19 protein-coding genes are annotated in these 17,772 nt (G+C 70.3%); 18 read left to right on the top strand and 1 reads right to left on the bottom strand.

What is annotated here, in order from left to right; genetic code table 11:
• Nucleotides 1-42 precede the first annotated feature (42 nt).
• The 17 genes from WG922_RS15110 to hemP all read left to right on the top strand — a co-directional run bounded on the left by WG922_RS15110 (nucleotide 43) and on the right by hemP (nucleotide 16,269).
• Entirely contained in the window at nucleotides 43-1,368 is a 1,326-nt protein-coding gene (locus WG922_RS15110) for an aromatic ring-hydroxylating dioxygenase subunit alpha (protein ID WP_340283562.1), read from the top strand.
• Entirely contained in the window at nucleotides 1,365-1,826 is a 462-nt protein-coding gene (locus tag WG922_RS15105) for an aromatic-ring-hydroxylating dioxygenase subunit beta (RefSeq protein WP_340283561.1), read from the top strand. The genes WG922_RS15110 and WG922_RS15105 overlap by 4 nt, the downstream gene beginning before the upstream one ends.
• 27 nt (nucleotides 1,827-1,853) lie before the next feature.
• The gene (locus WG922_RS15100; protein ID WP_340283560.1) at nucleotides 1,854-3,023 is read left to right on the top strand and encodes an ABC transporter substrate-binding protein; all 1,170 of its coding nucleotides are present in this window, start codon (nucleotides 1,854-1,856) and stop codon (nucleotides 3,021-3,023) included.
• Nucleotides 3,024-3,170: 147 nt separating this feature from the next.
• On the top strand, nucleotides 3,171-4,226 hold the full coding sequence (locus tag WG922_RS15095; RefSeq protein ID WP_340283559.1) for a branched-chain amino acid ABC transporter permease: 1,056 nt from the start codon (nucleotides 3,171-3,173) through the stop codon (nucleotides 4,224-4,226).
• A complete protein-coding gene (locus WG922_RS15090; protein WP_340283558.1) occupies nucleotides 4,223-6,058 on the top strand; it encodes a branched-chain amino acid ABC transporter ATP-binding protein/permease in 1,836 nt (611 codons plus the stop codon). The genes WG922_RS15095 and WG922_RS15090 overlap by 4 nt, the downstream gene beginning before the upstream one ends.
• On the top strand, nucleotides 6,058-6,792 hold the full coding sequence (locus tag WG922_RS15085; RefSeq protein WP_340283557.1) for an ABC transporter ATP-binding protein: 735 nt from the start codon (nucleotides 6,058-6,060) through the stop codon (nucleotides 6,790-6,792). The genes WG922_RS15090 and WG922_RS15085 overlap by 1 nt, the downstream gene beginning before the upstream one ends.
• Nucleotides 6,782-8,398 carry an ATP-dependent acyl-CoA ligase gene (locus WG922_RS15080; protein WP_340283556.1) on the top strand — a complete coding sequence of 539 codons (1,617 nt, stop codon included), beginning with the start codon at nucleotides 6,782-6,784 and terminating at the stop codon, nucleotides 8,396-8,398. Before WG922_RS15085 ends, WG922_RS15080 begins: the two co-directional genes overlap by 11 nt.
• On the top strand, nucleotides 8,395-8,871 hold the full coding sequence (locus tag WG922_RS15075; RefSeq protein ID WP_340283555.1) for an acyl-CoA thioesterase: 477 nt from the start codon (nucleotides 8,395-8,397) through the stop codon (nucleotides 8,869-8,871). Before WG922_RS15080 ends, WG922_RS15075 begins: the two co-directional genes overlap by 4 nt.
• Nucleotides 8,872-8,985: 114 nt before the next feature.
• Complete coding sequence (gene bfr / locus WG922_RS15070; RefSeq protein WP_340283554.1) at nucleotides 8,986-9,465, top strand: bacterioferritin; 480 nt, start codon at nucleotides 8,986-8,988, stop codon at nucleotides 9,463-9,465.
• 107 nt (nucleotides 9,466-9,572) lie between these two features.
• Nucleotides 9,573-11,846 carry a TonB-dependent receptor gene (locus tag WG922_RS15065; RefSeq protein ID WP_340283553.1) on the top strand — a complete coding sequence of 758 codons (2,274 nt, stop codon included), beginning with the start codon at nucleotides 9,573-9,575 and terminating at the stop codon, nucleotides 11,844-11,846.
• Nucleotides 11,847-11,854: 8 nt separating this feature from the next.
• Nucleotides 11,855-12,571, top strand: a complete 717-nt coding sequence (locus WG922_RS15060) for a Fe2+-dependent dioxygenase (protein ID WP_340283552.1) — start codon at nucleotides 11,855-11,857, stop codon at nucleotides 12,569-12,571.
• Nucleotides 12,568-13,641, top strand: coding sequence for an alpha-hydroxy acid oxidase (locus tag WG922_RS15055; protein WP_340283551.1), 1,074 nt, complete (start codon nucleotides 12,568-12,570; stop codon nucleotides 13,639-13,641). The genes WG922_RS15060 and WG922_RS15055 overlap by 4 nt, the downstream gene beginning before the upstream one ends.
• A gap of 93 nt (nucleotides 13,642-13,734) precedes the next feature.
• Complete coding sequence (locus WG922_RS15050) at nucleotides 13,735-13,974, top strand: (2Fe-2S)-binding protein (protein ID WP_340283550.1); 240 nt, start codon at nucleotides 13,735-13,737, stop codon at nucleotides 13,972-13,974.
• Between the two features lie 83 nt (nucleotides 13,975-14,057).
• Complete coding sequence (locus WG922_RS15045) at nucleotides 14,058-14,876, top strand: energy transducer TonB (RefSeq protein WP_340283549.1); 819 nt, start codon at nucleotides 14,058-14,060, stop codon at nucleotides 14,874-14,876.
• Nucleotides 14,877-14,888: 12 nt separating this feature from the next.
• Nucleotides 14,889-15,602, top strand: coding sequence for a MotA/TolQ/ExbB proton channel family protein (locus WG922_RS15040; RefSeq protein ID WP_340283548.1), 714 nt, complete (start codon nucleotides 14,889-14,891; stop codon nucleotides 15,600-15,602).
• Nucleotides 15,603-15,604: 2 nt separating this feature from the next.
• The gene (locus WG922_RS15035) at nucleotides 15,605-16,021 is read left to right on the top strand and encodes an ExbD/TolR family protein (protein ID WP_340283547.1); all 417 of its coding nucleotides are present in this window, start codon (nucleotides 15,605-15,607) and stop codon (nucleotides 16,019-16,021) included.
• Nucleotides 16,018-16,269: a hemin uptake protein HemP gene (hemP, locus tag WG922_RS15030; RefSeq protein WP_340283546.1), complete on the top strand. Its 252-nt coding sequence runs from the start codon at nucleotides 16,018-16,020 to the stop codon at nucleotides 16,267-16,269. The genes WG922_RS15035 and hemP overlap by 4 nt, the downstream gene beginning before the upstream one ends.
• 222 nt (nucleotides 16,270-16,491) lie before the next feature.
• Here the strand turns inward: hemP and WG922_RS15025 are convergent, their stop codons facing one another.
• Nucleotides 16,492-16,899 carry a GlcG/HbpS family heme-binding protein gene (locus WG922_RS15025; RefSeq protein ID WP_340283545.1) on the bottom strand — a complete coding sequence of 136 codons (408 nt, stop codon included), beginning with the start codon at nucleotides 16,897-16,899 and terminating at the stop codon, nucleotides 16,492-16,494.
• Nucleotides 16,900-16,982: 83 nt separating this feature from the next.
• Between WG922_RS15025 and WG922_RS15020 the strand changes: the two genes are divergently transcribed.
• Nucleotides 16,983-17,669 carry a Bax inhibitor-1 family protein gene (locus WG922_RS15020; protein WP_340283544.1) on the top strand — a complete coding sequence of 229 codons (687 nt, stop codon included), beginning with the start codon at nucleotides 16,983-16,985 and terminating at the stop codon, nucleotides 17,667-17,669.
• Nucleotides 17,670-17,772: the final 103 nt, after the last annotated feature.

Genomic DNA, 17,772 nt, shown 5'->3' with positions numbered 1-17,772 from the left:
GCCCGCGCCTTCGGGGGCGGGCCGCACTGCGCCGAGCGCTCCATGAACCGCAAGGACGTCCTCGCCCTGGTGCAGCCCGATCGCGTGCACCGCGCCCTGTACCTGAGCCAGGAGCTGTTCGAGCTCGAGCAGCACACCTTCTTCGCCCGCACCTGGAACTTCGTCGGACACGCGAGCCAGATTCCGCAGCCGGGTGACTACGTCGCGGTGCAGATCGCGGGCCAGCCGCTGCTGATGGTGCGCCAGCCCGACGGCGGCATCCGCGTGCTGTACAACCGCTGCGCCCACAAGGGCATGCCGCTGGTGACCGACGGGCAGGGGCGGGCCGAGCGCCTGCTCCGCTGCCCCTACCACGCCTGGACCTACCGGCTCGACGGCTCGCTGCTGGCGACGCCGCTGCGCGCCGGCTACGAAGGCAGCGCGTTGCAGTCGAGCGAGGCCGCGCAGGGCATGGGCGCGGTCGCCCACGTGGAGGTCTACCGCGATTTCGTGTTCGCGCGCCTGAGCGACAGCGGCCCCGATTTCCACGCCTATTTCGGCGAGGTGCTCGCCGCCATCGACAACCTGGCCGACCGCTCGCCGGTGGGACGGCTGCGCGTGGAGGGCGGCATCCTGCGCAACGTCATCCACTGCAACTGGAAGATGTACCTGGAGAACATCAACGACACCGTGCACCCGCTGTCCGCGCACGAGTCGGCCACGCAGGCCGCGCGCCGCCTCTGGCAGGACCAGCCGGAGGACGCGCCCAAGCCGATGGCCATGGAGCAGATCCTGCCCTTCGGCGCCGGCTACGACTTCTTCGACCGCATGGGCGGGCGCATCTACCCGCACGGGCACAGCATGCTGGGGGTGAACTTCAGCATCCACTCGGGCTACGCGCAGGTGCCTGAGTACGAGGCCGCGATGCAGGCGGCGCACGGGGCGGAGCGCGCCGCCGAGATCCTGCAGCGCTCGCCCCAGAACTCGGTGTGCTTCCCGAGCCTGGCCGTCAAGGGCTCGCCGCAGGCCATCCGGGTGATCCGCCCCCTGGCCGCCGACCGCACGCTGGTGGAGGCCTGGAGCCTGCGCGCCGAGGGTGCACCCGAATTGCTCTTCGAGCGCGCCATGACCTACAACCGGCTGGTGTTCTCCCCGATGTCGATGGTCGCGCACGACGACGTGCATCTCTTCGAGTCCATGCAGCAGGGCCTGCGTGCGGGGCCGAACGACTGGGTGAGCCTGCACCGCGACCACCGCCCCGGCGCGGACGAGACCGGTGTGCGCGAGGTGAACGGCACCAGCGAAGCGCTGATGCGCAACCAGTTTCGCGCCTGGGCCGAGGTGATGGCCGACGCCCTGCCGCCCGATGCCCCGGGAGAGCCCGCATGAGCCCGCAGGAGCTGGTGCTGCAGGAGGCGCGGCTGCTCGACGAGCAGCGCTGGGACGAATGGCTCGCCCTCTTCAGCGAGGACGCCCGCTACTGGGTGCCGCTGCAGGGAGCGGCGCAGGCCGAGGGCGCTGCCCACAACGCGCTGGCCGACGAAGACCGCCTGCTGCTGAGCCTGCGCATCGAGCGGCTCAAGAGCCCGCGCGCGCACTCGGAGCACCCGCGCAGCCGCTGCCAGCACGTGCTGCAGGCGCCGCAGTGCACGGGCGAAGGCGCGACGCATTGCGAGCTGCGCACGCCCTTCCTCTACATCGAGTCCCGCGGCGAGCGCCAGCTCCTGCTCGCGGGCACGGCCACCCACCGGCTGGTGCGGGTGGACGACGCATGGCGCATCCGACTCAAGCGGGTCGACCTTCTGGACGCGGACAAGCCCCTGCCCGCGATCCAGCTCTTTCCTTGAGCAACACACACGACAGGAGACACACCGATGCATGCCCTCACCCGACGCACCGCCCTCGGCGCCAGCCTCGCGCTCGCCCTCACCGCGGGCGCCTCCGCGGCGGCCGCGGCCGACCTCAAGGTAGGCCTGAGCGTTTCGCTCTCCGGGCCCAATTCCTCGCTCGGTGTGCCCTACGCCAAGGGCATGCAGGCGGCCATCGCCTACAAGCCGGAGATCAAGGGGCACAAGGTGCAGCTGATCGTGCTGGACGACGCGTCCGACCCCACCACCGCGGGGCGCAATGCACGCAAGCTGATCGAGGAAGACAAGGTCGATGTGATCATGGGCACCTCGGGCGTGCCGGCCGCCATCGCCATGGCGCAGGTGGCGCGCGAAACCAGGACACCCATGATCGGGCTGACGCCCATCTCGCTGCAGGGGCCGGACCTCGAGTGGACCGTGACCGTCGCCCAGCCCACGCAGCTCATGGTGGACGCGGTGGTCGAGCGCATGAAGAAGGCCGGCCACAAGACGGTGGCCTACATCGGCTTTTCCGACGCCTGGGGCGACCTGGTCTACAACGCCCTCATGAAGGCCACGGAGCCCGCCGGCATCAAGGTCGTCACCAACGAGCGCTATGCCCGCGGCGACGCCTCCGTCACCGGCCAGGTCCTCAAGATCGTCGCGGCGCGCCCCGACGCGGTGATGACCGGCGGCGCCGGCACCCCCGGTGCGCTGCCCTACCTCGCACTCAGCGAGCGTGGCTTCAAGGGCCCGGTCTACGGCCAGCACGGCCTCATCAACGCCGACTTCGTGCGGGTCGGCGGCGCCGCGGCCTCGGGCACCCAGGTGCCCACCGGGCCGGTGATCGTGGCCGAGCAGCTGCCCGACAACTACCCCACCAAGAAAGCGGCGCTGGACTTCCGCAACGTGTTCCAGAAGGTGAACAACGCACCGACCACCGACGCGTTCTCGGCCTATTCCTTCGACGGCTACCTGGTGTTCGCCGACGCAGCGGCCCGCGCCCTGTCGGCCAGCAAGGCCGAACCCGGCACACCCGAGTTCCGCGTGGCGCTGCGCGACGCGATCATGCAGACCAAAGAAGTGGTGGGCAGCCACGGCGTCTACAACTTCAAGCCCGGCGCGCTGTACGGCGTGGACGAACGGGCACGCGTGATCGTGCGCCTGGACAAGGGCCAGTGGAAGCTGGTGCCCTGAGGTGAAGGTGCGCACCCGCTGCGCCTGCGGCGCCGTCATGCCGCGGGTGCGCCACCAGCGTCCGCGAAGGGCCCCTCGCGCAGCGGCCCGCGCGCTCCTGCGCTACGCCCCGAGGGGCCGGCGATCCGCATTTCCGTGGAGTCTTGAATGAGTTGGGACGTTGCATTGATCCTGGGTATCGATGGTCTGGCGAACGGGGCCGTGTACCTGCTCGCCGGCCTGGGCCTGGTTCTCATCTTTTCCGTCACCCGGGTGGTGTTCGTCCCCTTCGGCGACGTGGCGGCCTTCGCCGCGCTCAGCCTGGCGGCGTTCGAGACCGGCCGCCAGCCCGCCACCATCGGCATGGTGCTCACGCTCGCGGCGCTCGCGGTGGTGGTGGAAGTCGCCTCGCTGCTGCGCCGGGGCGAGGCCGCCCGCATCCCGCGCGCCATCCTCGGCTGGGGGGTGCTGCCCGCCCTGCCCTGCGCGTTGGCCTGGCTGGTGGGCGGGCGCGAGCTGCCGCACGCGGTGTTCATCGTCACGGCCATCCTGCTGGTCGTGCCCATCACGCCGCTGGTCGCCCGCGTGGCCCTGCAGCCCATCGCGGACGCGTCGGTGCTGGTGCTGCTGATCGTCTCGCTCGCGCTGCACTTCCTGCTGTCCGGGCTGGGCCTGCTGTTCTTCGGACCGGAGGGCTCGCGCACCGCGCCGCTCGCAGACGGCGCGCTGGACCTGGGCAACGGCTTCAGCGTCAGCGGCCAGGTGCTGCTGATGCTCGCGGCCGCCGTGGTCCTGAGCGCGATGTTCTTCCTGGCCTTCGAGCGCACCGTCGTCGGCAAGGCGCTGCGCGCCACGGCGGTGAACCGCGTCGGCGCCCGCCTGGTCGGCATCCGCCCGGCCCGCACGGCGCTGCTCGCCTACACCTTCGCCTCGCTGCTGGCCGGCCTCATCGGCGTGCTGGTGGCACCGGTGATGACCATGTACTACGACTCCGGCTTCCTGATCGGGCTGAAGGCTTTCGTGGCCGCCATCATCGGCGGGCTCGTGAGCTACCCGCTCACGGCCATCGGCGCACTCGCCGTCGGGGTGGTGGAGAGCTTCGGCTCCTTCTGGAGCGGCGCCCTGAAAGACGTGATCGTGTTCAGCCTGCTGATCCCGGTCCTCATGCTGCGCTCGGCGATGGCGCGGCACCACGAAGAAGAAGCCGAGGAGATCGACCAATGAGGCAGCGCACGCGATTCGTGCTGGTCGCCGTCGCCGTGGCGGCGCTGGCGATGGCCCCGGCGGTGCTCGGGAACTTCGGCGTGAGCCTGCTCAACGACATCGGGATCGGCGCGCTCGTGGCGCTGGGGCTGGTGCTGCTCACGGGCGTCGGCGGCACCACCTCCTTCGGGCAGGCCGCCTTCGTCGGCATCGCCGCCTACGCGACCGCCTGGCTGTCCACCGCGCAGGGTGTCTCCCCCTGGCTGGGGCTGCCGTTCGCATTGCTGCTCACCGGCGGGGCCGCGCTGGTGATCGGCCTGCTGACCCTGCGGCTCGGCGGCCACTTCCTGTCGCTGTCGACCATCGCCTGGGGCCTGTCCATCGCGCTGCTGTTCGGAAACATGGAGTTCCTCGGCAGGCACACCGGCATCTCGAACGTTCCGGCGCTGACGATCGGCGAAGTGTCGCTGGTCGATCGGCGCGCGATGTACTACCTGATCTGGAGCATCGTCGCGCTGGCCTGCTGGTTCAGCTACAACGTGCTGCAGTCGCGCACCGGGCGCGCCATCCGCAGCCTGCGCGGCGGCAGCGTGCTGCTGGCCAGTGTCGGCGCAGATGCGTTCAAGGTGCGGCTGGGGCTGTTCGTGCTGGCCGCCGTGCTGGCGGGCCTGGCCGGCTGGCTCTATGCGCACACCAACCGCTTCGTGAGTCCTTCGCCCTTCGACGTGCGCGCGAGCATCGAGTACCTGCTCATGGCGGTGGCGGGCGGGCTGGGCCACATCGCGGGCGCCATCGTCGGCTCGGCCGTGGTTCTGGTGCTCAAGAACCTGCTGCAGGACGTGCTGCCGCTGCTCGGGCAGCGCGGCGGCCAGCTCGAAGCCATCGCGTTCGCGGTGCTGTTCATCCTGCTGCTGCACTTCGCGCGCAGCGGCATCATGGGACTGCTCACGCGGCTCACCCGCCGCTACCTTCCCCAGGCGGCCGCGCCCGCCCCACGGCAGGCGGCGCCGCTGCCCAGGCGCACGCTGCCCACGTCCGGCGAGCCGCTGCTGTCGGTGCGCCATGCGGTCAAGCGTTTCGGCGGCCTGATCGCGGTCAACGACGTGAGCTTCGACGTGCGTGTCGGCGAGATCGTCGGCCTGATCGGCCCCAACGGCGCCGGCAAATCGACCATGTTCAACCTGCTCACGGGCGCGGCCGCGATGAGCGGCGGCCAGGTGGAGTTCCTGGGCCGCGACATCAGCGGCCTGCCCCAGCGCGTGATCGCCAAGCTCGGCATGGCACGCACCTTCCAGCACGTGAAGCTGCGCCCGCACATGAGCCTGCTGGACAACGTGGCCCTGGGCGCGCACGGCCGCACCCGCGCGGGCATGATGGCCGCGGGCCTGCGCCTCGACCGGCGCGAGGAAGCGCAGATCCTCGCCGAAGCCTGGCGCGAGCTCGACCGCATCGGGCTGGCAGACCGGGCGCACGAGCTGGCCGGAAGCCTGCCCCTGGGCACGCAGCGCCTGCTCGAGATCGCGCGGGCACTGGCTGCCGACCCGGTCCTGCTGGTGCTCGACGAGCCGGCCGCCGGACTGCGGCGCAAGGAGAAGCACGAACTCGCCGCCTTGCTGCGCAAGCTGCGCACGGAGGGCGTCACCATCCTCATCGTCGAGCACGACATGGATTTCGTCATGAAGCTGGTCGATCGCCTGGTCGTCATGAATTTCGGCTCCAAGCTGACCGAAGGCGTTCCGGCCGCCGTGCGCGCCGACCCCCTGGTGCAATCGGCCTACCTGGGCAGCGCGGCGCCAGTCCCTGCGGCGCCGGCGAGTTCACCGCCCGAGGCGCTGACCGAGGGAGGACGCTGATGCAACACGCGATGCTCGAGATCGACGACCTGCACGTCGCCTACGGACAGGTCGAGGCGGTGCGCGGCGTCACGCTGGGCCTGCAGGCCGGCCAGATCGTCACCGTGATCGGCCCCAACGGCGCGGGCAAGACCACGCTGCTGGCGGCGGCCATGGGCCTGCTGCCCTCGCGCGGCACGCTGCGCTTCGAAGGCGAGGACCTGCATGGCCTGGACGTCGAGGCGCGGGTCGAGCGCGGCCTGTGCCTGGTGCCGGAAAAGCGCGAGCTGTTCGGCGAGCTCACGGTGCTGGACAACCTGATGCTGGGTGCCTACGCGCGCCGGCTCGGCGGCGCGGCGCTGCGCGGGCGGCTCGACTTCGTGTTCGACCGCTTCCCGCGCCTGGGCGAGCGCCGCAAGCAGCGCGCCGACACACTCTCGGGCGGCGAGCGCCAGATGCTCGCGCTGGGCCGGGCGCTCATGTCCTCGCCCCGGCTGCTGATGCTCGACGAGCCCAGCCTCGGCCTGGCGCCGTTGATCGTGCAGGAGATCCTCACCATCGTGCGCGGCCTGCGCGGCGAGGGCGTCTCCATCCTGCTGGTGGAACAGAACGCCCGCGCCGCACTGGACAGCTCGGACCACGGCTACGTGCTCGAGACCGGCGAGGTGGCCCTCAGTGGCGCATCGGCCGAACTCGCCGGCGACGCCCGTGTGCAGGCCACCTACCTCGGCGGAGGCTCGGGCGATGAGGACTGAGTGGCTGCTGCCTGCGGCCGAGCGCACGCTGCCGGCCCTGCTGCGACGGCAGGCCGAGCGCTTCGGCGAGCGGCCGCTGCTGTCGATCGGCGGCGTGCACTGGACGCACCGCGACGCCGCCACGGCCGCCGCGAGGCGCGCCGGCACGCTGCGGGCGGCGGGCATCGACCGCGGCGACCGGGTGGCGATCCTCTGCGGCAACCGCGTCGAGTTCCTGGAAACGGTGCTGGCCTGCGGCTGGATCGGGGCGGTAGCGGTGCCGATCAACAGCGCGGCCATGGGCCCGCAGATCGCGTACCTCCTCTCCGACAGCGGCGCGCGCCTGCTGGTGATCGAAGCGGCCTTCGTCGAGCGGCTGCAACTGGCGGACCTGGGCCGCTGTGCGCTGCAGCAGGCCTGGGTGGTCGGCGACATTCCGCAAGACGGCGCAGCCGCACCGGCACTCGATCTTCGGCCCTGGCCGGTGGCGGCCGAGGCCGTCGATGCCGAGCCGATGCAGCCGGGCGATCCGCTCGCCATCCTCTACACCTCCGGCACCACCGGCCCGTCCAAGGGCGTGGTCTGCCCGCACGCGCAGTACACCTGGTGGGGCGTGCAAACAGCCGATGTGCTGCAGCTCACCAAGCAGGACGTGCTGTGCACCAGCCTGCCGCTGTTCCACATCAACGCGCTCAACACTTTCGCGCAGGCCAGCGTGGTGGGCTGCCGCGCCGTCTTCCTCGAGCGCTTCTCCGCCTCGAGCTTCTGGCCGGCCATGCGCGCGCACGATGCCACCGTGGTGTACCTGCTCGGTGCGATGGTGCCCATCCTGCTCGCGCAGCCGCCCGGGCCCCAGGAGCGCGAGCACCAGGTACGCCTTGGCCTCGGACCGGGTGTGCCCGAAGCTGCAGGCGCGGCCTTTCGCGAGCGCTGCGGCGTGCTGCTGCTGGAGGGCTACGGCTCCACCGAAACCAACTTCGTCATCGCCACCGCGCCCGACTCGCCGCGGCGCGGCGTGATGGGCTGGCTGCGGCCGGGCTTCGAGGCGCAGGTGGTGGACGAGTGGGACAACCCGCTTGCCGACGGCACCGCCGGTGAACTCGTGCTGCGCGCCGACGAGCCGTTCGCGTTCGCAAGCGGCTATTTCGGCAAGCCCGACAAGACGGTGGAGGCCTGGCGCAATCTGTGGTTCCACACGGGCGACCGGGTGGTGCGCGATGCCGATGGCGCATTCCGCTTCATCGACCGCATCAAGGATGCGATCCGACGGCGCGGCGAGAACATCTCCTCCTGGGAGGTCGAGCAGGTGCTCATGTCGCATCCGGCGGTGGCGGCGGTCGCGGTCTTCCCGGTGCCGTCCGAGCTGGCCGAGGACGAGGTCATGGCCGCCGTCACCCTGCGCGAGGGTGCCTCGGTCGATGCAATCACGCTGGCGCAGTTCTGTTCTGCGCGCCTGCCGCGCTACGCCCTGCCCCGCTACATCGACTTCGTGGCCGACCTGCCCCGCACCGAAAACGGCAAGGTGCAGAAATACAAGCTGCGCGAGCGCGGTGTGCCACCCGGGTGCTGGGACGCCGCTGCGGCGCGCGGCAACGCGGCGCCCGCCGTCCCGGGGCGCGCGACATGAGCGTCGGAGATACGGACGCGACCGGCGCGACCGTCGAGGGCACACGCGCAGCGCCGCTGTGCCGCTTCACCACGCAGCGGCGCATCCGCTTTTCGGACTGCGATCCGGCGGGCATCGTCTTCTATCCCCAGTATTTCGTGCTGTTCAACGGCGTCGTGGAAGACTGGGTGGACGCGATGGGCGTGGGATTCAGCAACCTGGTCGGTTGCCGGCGCATCGGCCTGCCGACGGTGCGCCTGGAGGCCGATTTCACCGCCATCAGCCGCTTCGGCGATGAGGTGTCGATGACGCTCGAGGTGGTGCGTCTGGGGCAGCGCTCCATCACGCTGGAACTGCGCTGCGACGCCGCGGCCACCGGCGAGGCGCGCATGTCCATGCGCCAGGTGATCGTGGCGACCTCGCTGGACACGCACCGCGCGGTCGATCTTCCCGCGGACCTGCGGCGGGGCATCGAGTCCTTCGGGGCCGGCTGACGACGAGCGCGGCGGCCCTCTGCGGCCCGCGCTGCGCGGTACCCTCGCCGGCGCCCCTTCCGTCACAATCGAGCGCCCACTTTCCCCTGGCCGATGGCCGCTTCCGGAGCATCCATGCAAGGCGACCCCCAAGTCATCCAGCAGCTGCAAGCCCAGCTGCGCAACGAACTCACCGCCACCAACCAGTACTTCCTGCACTACCGGATCCTCAAGCACTGGGGCTTCGGTCGGCTGGCGAAGAAGGAGTACGAAGAGTCGATCGGCGAGATGAAGCACGCCGACAAGCTGATGGAGCGCATCCTGATGCTCGGCGGCCTGCCCAACCTGCAGGACCTGGGCAAGCTGATGATCGGCGAGGACGTGCCCGAGCTGCTCGACTGCGACCTGCGCAGCGAGCGCGGTGCCCAGGCCACGCTCAAGGAAGGCATCGCGCAGTGCGAGCTGGCGCGCGACTACGTCTCGCGCGACCTGCTGGAGTACATCCTCAAGGACACCGAAGAGCACATCGACTACCTCGAGACGCAGATCGATGTGCTCGGCAAGATCGGCCTGCAGAACTATTTGCAGTCCATTTCCGACCCGCCGGAGCACTGAGCGTCGTCGCGCCGCCGCCACGCCGGTGGAAGCGGAGGAACGCATGCGAATGCGACTAATTCGCATTCTGATGTAACATCGCGGCCGACACCCAAGCGCGGCCAGCCATGCCCCGCGGCGCCTGCCGCGCACCAGCCAGCCTCATCGACAACCCGACCCCGCCTGGGGTCGCCCCGGAGGCTGAATTGGCATCTGCATCTTTTTCCCGACCTGGATTTCCTGAACACGCGCTGCTGCCGCTGGGCGCGCTGCTGCTCGCCGCCTCGACCGGCGCCCTGGCGCAGCAAGGCGGTACGGCCGCCTCTACCGCCGGAACCCTCTCGACCGTCACGGTGCGCGAGCAGGCTGACGCTCCGCAGACCAAGAACGACCTGCGCGTGCGACGCACGCAGATCGGCAAGGGCACGCAGGAGCTGCGCGACATTCCGCAGTCCGTCACCGTACAGACCGAGCGGCTGATGGACGACCGCAATCTCGACGACTTCCGCGAGGTGCTTCGCACCACTGCCGGCGTGACCTTCCAGGCCGGCGAGACCGGCGAGGAAGACGTGCGCCTGCGCGGCTTCTCGCTCGGCCAGGCCGGCGACATCTACACGGACGGCCTGCGCGACGGCGCGCTGTACGAGCGCGACACCTTCAACAACGACCGCATCGAAGTGCTCAAAGGGTCGGCGTCCATGCTGTTCGGCAAGGGCTCCACGGGCGGCGTGGTGAACCAGGTGAGCAAGCAGCCGTTCCAGATGACCCAGCACGAGGTGGACACCACCCTGGGCACCGGCGACTTCCTCCGCCTGACCGGCGACTTCAACTGGCGCACCGGAGAGGACGCGGCCTTCCGCCTGAACGCCCTGGTGCACGACGCCGACAACTGGGGCGCGAGCCAGCGAAAGCTCGGCATCGCCCCCACCTACCGCTGGGGCATCGGCACGCGCAACGAGTTCTCGGTGGGCCTGTACCACCTCGACGTGCAGGGCACGCCGCTCTACAACCACCCCTGGTTCGTCGAGAACGGCGAGGCTGTCCTGGCCCTGCCGGCGCGCAACTACTACGGCCTGGCCGACGACCGGCTGGACACCAGCGCGACCTACGCCACGCTGTCGCACGTCTACCGCTTCGACCACCAGGGCGAGCTGCGCACGCGCCTGCGCCACGGTCGCTTCGAGCGCGACCTGCTCGCCAGCGTCATCCGTTTCGCACCCGGCACCACGCGCGACAGCGTGAGCGACGCCACCCGGCTGGTGCGCGCTCCGAAGGCGCGCACCGGCAAGAGCGACCTGACCCAGCTCGCGAGCGACTATTCGGGCCGCTTCGGCGCGCACGACGTGCTCGCCGGCGTGGACCTGTACCAGGAAGACGCCCGGCGCAACAACAACTTCACCACCGGCCTGGCGGCCTCGCCCGCGACCACCGTCGGCACGCCCGACGACGGCGCCGTGCGTCCCGACACCCGCGGGCCCGTACCCTTCAACACCTTCGACGCCCGCAACATCGGCCTGTACGTGCAGGACACGTATGCGGTGACGCCTACGGTCAAGCTGCTCGGCGGCCTGCGCTTCGACCGCTTCAGCGCCTCCTATCGCGATGCTGGCGGCACCCTCACGGGCGAGCGCACCGACAACCTCTGGAGCCCACGCGTCGGCGTGATCTGGCAGCCCAGCGAGACCTCGTCGTACTACGTGTCCTACGGCACCTCGTACAACACCTCGGGCGACGCCTACCAGTTCGCCGTCAACTTCAATGCCGGCCAGCAGCGCAGCGCCAACACGCCTCCCGAGAAGAGCCGCAACCTCGAGGTGGGCGGCAAGTGGGAGCTGTTCGACCGGCGGGCACTGTTCGGGGTGGCTGCCTTCTACAGCGAGAAATACAACGAGCGCAACACCGACCCGGACACCGCCGCACTGCAGGAGCTGCTCTCCGGCAAGCGCCACGCCGCAGGCTTGGAGTTCAACCTTGCCGGGCGCGTCACGCCCAAGTGGGACGTGTTCTTCAACCACACCTGGATCCCCGAAGCGGAGATCGATGAGAGCAACGTGCAGCTCAACGCCGCAGGCACCGGCGCCCAGGTGGAAGGCGACCGTCCCGGCCTCACGCCGCGCCACAGCGGGAGCGTCTGGAGCACCTACCGGGTCCTGCCGAAACTGCGCGTCGGCGCCGGCCTCACGTACCGCAGCGCCCAGAATCCCGAAGGAGCCCGCCACGTGCGCGCCGACAGCTTCGTCACCGCCGACGCCATGGCCGAGTACACCTTCAGCGAAACCTGGTCCGCCAAGCTCAACGTCACCAACGTGACGGACAAGCTGTACGCCGATGCGCTGTATCGGGGCTTCTATGCGCCAGGCGCGCCGCGTCGGGTGGAACTGAGCGTCAGGACCTCGTTCTAATCGCCCGCATGCTGCTGCACCTGACGAACATCCTGAGTGCCGACGAACTCACCAGGGCGCGCGCGCTCCTGCTGGATGCGAACGCGCCGTGGATCGACGGGCGCAGCAGCGCAGGCGACCAGGCGCTCGCGCGCAAGAACAACCAGCAGCTCGCCCAGGACAGCGACGCGTCGCGGCAACTGCAGGCGCTGGTGCTCGCCGCACTCGGGCGCGACCCCCTCTTCTTTTCCGCCGCGCTGCCGCGGCGGATCTTCAATCCGCTTTTCAACCGCTACACCGGCGGCACGAACCACTACGGCGCGCACATCGACAACGCCGTGGTCCACTCGCGCCAGCCCGACCAGTGGGTGCGCACCGACCTCTCCTGCACGCTGTTCCTCAGCGACCCGCAGGACTACGACGGCGGCGAGCTGGTGGTGCACGCGCCGCAGGGCGAGCGCGCGATCAAGCTGCCGGCCGGCCATGCGGTGCTCTATTCCGGCACCACGCTGCACGAGGTGCGGCCGGTCACGCGCGGCGCCCGGCTGGCGAGCTTCTTCTGGATCGAAAGCATGGTGCGAAGCGGCGAGCAGCGCCAGCTGCTGTTCGAGATGGACATGGCGCTTCTGAAGCTGCGCCAGCGCGCAGGCGCCGCCGGCGATGCAGGCGACACAGGCACCGACGCCGCCGTGGTGCAGCTCACCGGCACCTACCACAACCTGCTGCGGATGTGGGCCGCGACATGATCCGCCCCGCCCTGGAGCCGCTGCCGCCCGACGTCCGGTCGGCCGCCGACTACGAGGCGCACGCGCGGCGGCGGCTCGATCCGAACGCGTGGGCCTATTTCAGCGCCCTCGCCGGCGACGGCAGCGCCGCGCGGCGCAACCGCGCGGCCTGGGATGCGCTCGGGCTGCTGCCGCGCGTGCTGCGATCGACCGCCGCCACGGACACCTCCCAGATCCTGCTGGGCCGCCCCTTGCCCTGGCCGCTGCTGGTCGCGCCTATGGCGCTGCAGCGCCTGGCCCACCCCGACGGCGAAATCGGCATGGCCTTCGCCGCCGCGGCGCAGCGAGCCGGCATGGTGGTCGGCAGCCAGGCGAGCGTGCTGCTGGAGTCCGTGGCCGCCGCCGCGCAGGCCGACGCGGGCCGCGGGCCCCTGTGGTTCCAGCTGTACTTCCTGCACGATCGCGGCGCCACCCTGGAGCTGGTGCAGCGCGCCGAGGCCGCGGGTTATGACGCTGTGGTCCTGACAGTCGATGCGCAGGTGCGGGCCTCCCGCCCGGGCTATCGCCTGCCGCCGGGGATCGGCACCGTGAACCTGCCTGCCGACCCGGCGCCCGCGGCCTCGCTTGCCGAACTGCTGTCGCGCGCCCCCGGCTGGGAAGACGTCGCGTGGCTGCAGGCCCGCACCCGGCTGCCGCTGCTGCTCAAAGGGGTGCTGCACCCCGACGACGCACGCCAGGCGGCGCGCCTGCAACTGCCGGGCCTGATCGTGTCCAACCACGGCGGGCGCACCCTCGATGCCGCCGCGCCGACCGCCCAGGCGCTGCCCCGCATCGCCGATGCGGTGGGAGGCGCGGTGGCGCTGCTGGTGGACGGCGGCATCTCCAGTGGCAGCGACATCGCCCGGGCCCTCGCGCTCGGCGCACGCGCCGTGCTGGTCGGGCGGCCGCTGCTGTGGGCTCTCGCCACCGCCGGAGCGGCCGGCGCGGCGCATGCCCTGGCCCTGCTGCGCGACGAACTGCTGCTGACGGCCGCGCAGTGCGGCGCGCGCACGCTGGCCGACCTCGACCGCTCCATCCTGCTGCTCGACTGATTTTGTTGATTTGCGTGATTGCAAATGCGACCGATTCGCATTTATACTGCAGCCATCGATTCGGCCCTGCACTGCCACTCCGCTGTCACCACCATGATCGTCTGCGTCTGCCACCGCGTCTCCGACCGCGAAATCGCCCGCCACGTCCACGCCGGCATGGATTTCAGCGACATCCAGCTCGAGCTGGGTGTGGCCACCCAGTGCGGCCAATGCGAATCGTGTGCGCGCGAAGTGGTCGCGCAGTGCTGCTCCAACCATCCTGTGGCCGCCCTCCGGCCGACCGACCAGCCTGTGCAGCGCCCGGTATGGATTTCCTCCACGGCTTCGGCCTGAGCCTGGTGCTGATCCTCGGCGGCGCCTGGTGGGCGCTGCGCGACTGAGCTCGCCATCGCCTTTTCCTTCGGCCACACTCCGACTTGTCCACTCCCGTCCAGAACGCCGTGCCCGCCTCGCAGCGCAACATCGCCATCGCCGGCGGCGTCGTCCTGCTGCATGCCGCAGCCCTGTGGGCCCTGCAGAACGGCCTGGTGCAGCGCACTCCTGAGGTGGTCGAACCGGTGGTGGTGATGATCAGCGAGATCATCACGCCCGCCCCGCCGCCCCCGCCTCCTGCGCCTCCTGCGCCTCCTGCTCCTCCCGCCCCCGCGCCTGCGCCGGCCCCACCTCCCCCGGTCCCCGCGCCGCCGCCGCCCGCCCCCCCACCACCGCCGGCGCCCACGCCCCCGCGTCCGCAGCCGCGGGTGCGGCCGCCGGCACCACGCCCCACACCTGCACCCGCGCCACGCGCGCCGCAGGCACCGATCGTGCCACCCGCGCCGGTCGCCGCGCCTGCGCCCGCCCCGGTCGCAGCGCCTGCCCCGACGCCCCTGCCGCCCGCTCCGGCGCCAGCGCCGGCCGCACCCCCGGTGGCAACGCCTCCCGCACCCGCACCCGCGCCACCGGCCCCGCCGCGCATCGAGCTCCCCTCCACCACCGCCGACTACCTGCGCAACCCGCCGCCCGAGTACCCGCGCGCCAGCAAGCGCCTGGGCGAACAGGGCCGCGTCGTCCTGCGGGTTCTCATCGGCGCAGACGGCCGGGCGCAGCAGGCGGAGGTCCGCGAATCCAGCGGCTACGAGCGCCTCGACCAGGCCGCGCTGAAGACGGTGCTGGAGTGGCGCTACGTGCCCGGCCGCCGCGGCGGCGTGCCCGAGTCCATGTGGTTCAACGTCCCCATCAATTTCGTTCTCGAGTAAGGAAGCAGACAAATGGAAGCGCAATTCGGCCTGGTCCACCTCTGGCAGCAAGGCGACCTGGTCACCAAGGCGGTCGCGCTGCTGCTCCTGGGCATGTCCCTAGCCTCGTGGATCGTGATCTTCACCAAGGCGCTGGACCTGCGGCGCTGGTCGCGTCAGGCGCGTCGCACCGAGGCGTTCTGGCACAGCCCCGACTTCGCCGCGGGGCTCGACACCCTCGGCAACGAGCCCGGCAACTTCTACCGAGCCCTGGCCGTCGAGGGCCGCGAGGCCTGCGCGCACCACCACGCGCAGCCGCAGCTGCACGACTCGCTGGACATGAGCGACTGGCTCACGCGGGCGCTGCGCAACACCATCGACGAGGCCACCGCGCGCCTGCAGTCGGGGCTTGCGGTGCTCGCGTCGGTCGGATCGACTGCACCCTTCATCGGCCTGTTCGGCACCGTCTGGGGCATCTACCACGCGCTCCTGGCCGTCAGCGCCGCGGGTTCGGCCACCATCGACAAGGTGGCCGGTCCCATCGGCGAGGCGCTGGTGATGACGGCGCTCGGCCTGGCCGTCGCCATCCCGGCCGTGCTGGGCTACAACGCCCTGGTGCGGGGCAACAAGGGCATCGTGATGAAGCTCAATCGCTTCGCCCACGACCTGCACGCCTACTTCGTCACCGGCGCCCGCGTGAGCGCCAACGGCAGCCCCTCCAAGGTGGTGCCGCTCAAGAAGGGTTGACCATGGCCTTCGGCACCCAGGACGACACCGACGAGGTGATGAACGAGATCAACATGACGCCGCTGGTCGATGTCATGCTGGTCCTGCTGATCATCTTCATCATCACCGTTCCCGTGATGAAGCACGCCGTGCAGGTTGATCTGCCGCAAGCGAGCAGCGAGCGCCAGCCGGAGCGGCCCGATGCCGTCCTGCTGTCGGTCGATGCGCAGGGCCGCTACTTCCTGAACGAGGCGGCGGTGCAGGACGCGCAACTCGGCGCCCTGCTGGCGGAGCAGGCAGCGCGCGAGCCGCAGCCGGACCTGCACCTGCGCGGCGACAAGAACGCGCGCTACGAACGGGTGGCGCAGGCGCTGGCGGCTGCGCAGCAGGCGGGGTTGCGCAGGATCGGCTTCGTGACCGAGCCGAAGGAGCCCCGATGAAACGGTGCGACTGCGAAGCGCGCGTACCGCAACCCACCGCGACGACCGCTTCATCCGAGTGCCAGACGGCCACGCGGGCGCAAGGCTGCCTTGCCGGCGCACCGCAGGCGCATGCCGAAGCCGCTCGTCCGCCCCTGCTGGACAGCGAGGAACTGCTGCGCGGCCACCGCGCCGTCGAAATCAGCCACAAAGGTGTGCTGTACCGCCTGCAGGCAACCCGATTCGGCAAGCTCATCCTGACGAAATAGCACTGCGGCAGCGAGTACTCCCGAGGCCCTTCACGGACCTTCAGGAGAACGGTCGGCAGCCAGTCGCTGCTCTGCCAGCTGAGAGAGCTGAGGAGCCTTCGAGGACCTATTCTGGCCAGCTTCGAGCCCTGTCCCCTTGACGCGTGGGCCAAGAGGACGCCGGCGCTGCGAGCGCTCCAGGCTCCAGGCGGCGGCAGGCCGCAGCCGCGGCCCGTCGGACCGTCAGAGCTTCAGCGCCGCAATGCCGGCGCGGGCGATCTGTGCGTCCTCGGACGACTTGACGCCGCTCACGCCGACCGCGCCGATGCAGTGCCCATCCTTCATGATCGGAACGCCTCCCTCCAGCAGTGCCTGAACGCCCGGCGCGCTCAGGAATGAGGTGCGACCGCCGTTGACGACTTCTTCGTAGATGCGGCTTTCGCGCCGGCCGAGCGCGGCCGTGTGCGCCTTGGCCGGGGCGATCTGCGCCGAGATGGCCGGTGCGCCGTCCAGTCGCTGCAGCCACATCAGGTGCCCGCCGGCATCGACGACGGCGATGGTGACGGCCCAGGCGTTCTTCAGCGCTTCGCCTTCGGCGGCGGCGGCGATCGCCTTGACGTCCGCCAGTTCAAGGAAGGAGGTGTTTTGCATGCGGCGAGCATAGCTGAGCGAGATCGTCTTGAACCAACCTAGAATGAGCCCATCTAACGGGCACCTCATCGAAAGGAGTGGCAATGAACGAACGAGTCCATCCCGCCGGCTACGGCTACGCCGCACCGGCCGCAGCACGCAACAAGGTACTGCGCAACACCTACTGGCTGCTAGCCCTGAGCCTCATTCCGACGGCACTCGGCGCCTGGCTGGGCGTCGCCACCGGGATCACCGCGGGACTGACGGGAGGGATCGGCCTGATCGTGTTCCTGGGTGGGGCCTTCGGCTTCATGTTCGCCATCGAAAAAACCAAGAACTCGGCGGCCGGCGTTCCGGTGCTGCTGGCGTTCACGTTTTTCATGGGGTTGATGCTTTCGAGGATCATCGGCGCGGTGCTCGGCCTGGGCAACGGAGCTAGCCTGATCATGACGGCCGCAGGCGGCACCGCCGGCGTGTTCTTCGTCATGGCCAGCCTGGCCACGGTCATCAAGCGCGACCTCACCAACATGGGCAAGTTCCTGTTCGTGGGCGCCCTGGCCATCGTGATCGGCGCGGCCATCAACGTGTTCGTCGGCTCCACCGTCGGCATGCTGGTCATCAGCGTCATGGCCATCGGTGTGTTCAGTGCCTTCATGCTGTACGACCTCAAGCGCATCATCGACGGCGGCGAGACCAACTACATCTCGGCCACGCTGGGTCTCTATCTCAGCATCTTCAACGTCTTCCAGAGCCTGCTGGCCCTGCTGGGCCTCACCAGCAGCAGCGACTGACGCACACCGGACGCGCTCGCACAGGGCGCTGCAGGTAAAGACGGGGACCACGGTCCCCGTCGGCGTTTCTGTCCACGGCCAACGGCGACTGGGCCGCGCCGCA

The organism is Ramlibacter sp. AN1015 (assembly GCF_037726105.1).
Classification (GTDB): domain Bacteria; phylum Pseudomonadota; class Gammaproteobacteria; order Burkholderiales; family Burkholderiaceae_C; genus Ramlibacter.
The sequence above is the reverse complement of the archived record's forward strand: the minus strand, read 5'-3'. Positions and strand labels throughout refer to the sequence as shown.

Excerpts from the sequence above, each read along its gene's own strand:
- WG922_RS15080 (WP_340283556.1), top strand. The coding sequence starts at position 6,782 with ATGAGGACTGAGTGGCTGCTGCCTGCGGCCGAGCGCACGCTGCCGGCC.
- WG922_RS15095 (WP_340283559.1), top strand. The coding sequence starts at position 3,171 with ATGAGTTGGGACGTTGCATTGATCCTGGGTATCGATGGTCTGGCGAAC.
- WG922_RS15055 (WP_340283551.1), top strand. The coding sequence starts at position 12,568 with ATGATCCGCCCCGCCCTGGAGCCGCTGCCGCCCGACGTCCGGTCGGCC.
- WG922_RS15020 (WP_340283544.1), top strand. The coding sequence starts at position 16,983 with ATGAACGAACGAGTCCATCCCGCCGGCTACGGCTACGCCGCACCGGCC.
- WG922_RS15085 (WP_340283557.1), top strand. The coding sequence starts at position 6,058 with ATGCAACACGCGATGCTCGAGATCGACGACCTGCACGTCGCCTACGGA.
- bfr (WP_340283554.1), top strand. The coding sequence starts at position 8,986 with ATGCAAGGCGACCCCCAAGTCATCCAGCAGCTGCAAGCCCAGCTGCGC.
- WG922_RS15035 (WP_340283547.1), top strand. The coding sequence starts at position 15,605 with ATGGCCTTCGGCACCCAGGACGACACCGACGAGGTGATGAACGAGATC.
- WG922_RS15065 (WP_340283553.1), top strand. The coding sequence starts at position 9,573 with ATGCCCCGCGGCGCCTGCCGCGCACCAGCCAGCCTCATCGACAACCCG.
- WG922_RS15050 (WP_340283550.1), top strand. The coding sequence starts at position 13,735 with ATGATCGTCTGCGTCTGCCACCGCGTCTCCGACCGCGAAATCGCCCGC.
- WG922_RS15105 (WP_340283561.1), top strand. The coding sequence starts at position 1,365 with ATGAGCCCGCAGGAGCTGGTGCTGCAGGAGGCGCGGCTGCTCGACGAG.
- WG922_RS15025 (WP_340283545.1), bottom strand. The coding sequence starts at position 16,899 with ATGCAAAACACCTCCTTCCTTGAACTGGCGGACGTCAAGGCGATCGCC.
- WG922_RS15090 (WP_340283558.1), top strand. The coding sequence starts at position 4,223 with ATGAGGCAGCGCACGCGATTCGTGCTGGTCGCCGTCGCCGTGGCGGCG.
- WG922_RS15110 (WP_340283562.1), top strand. The coding sequence starts at position 43 with ATGAACCGCAAGGACGTCCTCGCCCTGGTGCAGCCCGATCGCGTGCAC.
- hemP (WP_340283546.1), top strand. The coding sequence starts at position 16,018 with ATGAAACGGTGCGACTGCGAAGCGCGCGTACCGCAACCCACCGCGACG.
- WG922_RS15060 (WP_340283552.1), top strand. The coding sequence starts at position 11,855 with ATGCTGCTGCACCTGACGAACATCCTGAGTGCCGACGAACTCACCAGG.
- WG922_RS15075 (WP_340283555.1), top strand. The coding sequence starts at position 8,395 with ATGAGCGTCGGAGATACGGACGCGACCGGCGCGACCGTCGAGGGCACA.
- WG922_RS15100 (WP_340283560.1), top strand. The coding sequence starts at position 1,854 with ATGCATGCCCTCACCCGACGCACCGCCCTCGGCGCCAGCCTCGCGCTC.
- WG922_RS15040 (WP_340283548.1), top strand. The coding sequence starts at position 14,889 with ATGGAAGCGCAATTCGGCCTGGTCCACCTCTGGCAGCAAGGCGACCTG.